This is a genomic window from Clostridioides sp. ES-S-0048-02, from assembly GCF_020658495.1.
Classification (GTDB): Bacteria; Bacillota; Clostridia; order Peptostreptococcales; family Peptostreptococcaceae; genus Clostridioides.
In genome coordinates this window covers 1-325 of the sequence record NZ_JACVWH010000087.1, presented here as the reverse complement: position 1 = coordinate 325, position 325 = coordinate 1, and the positions used below count along the sequence as shown (strand labels likewise).

1 pseudogene is annotated in these 325 nt (G+C 28.9%); it reads left to right on the top strand.

The features are described 5' to 3' along the window. Positions 1-325: pseudogene (locus IC173_RS21080) on the top strand (cell wall hydrolase); the annotation flags it as partial.

Below are 325 nucleotides of genomic sequence, written 5' to 3'. Positions count from 1 at the left end.
TATTCAAAAATGTTGGAGTAATTATGCAAAAGGTAATACAACAACAAGAAAATGACACTGTAGATATAGATAATGAGTTTAAAGACATAGAAAGAACTTGCTCTTTAAAAGGATATGGTGATATAAGTTGTATAACTGGTAGAGGTGTAAAAGTAAAAGATTCATATACAAAATTAATAGGTCTCTTTTATATAGATGCAGATAAACATATTTGGCAAAATGGAGATTATCAGATTGAACTTGAACTTAACTTTCAAAATATTATGGATGAAAAATCTGCTGGTCAAGATGAACAAAAAGAAGATGGCAGTTCAGAGTATACTGG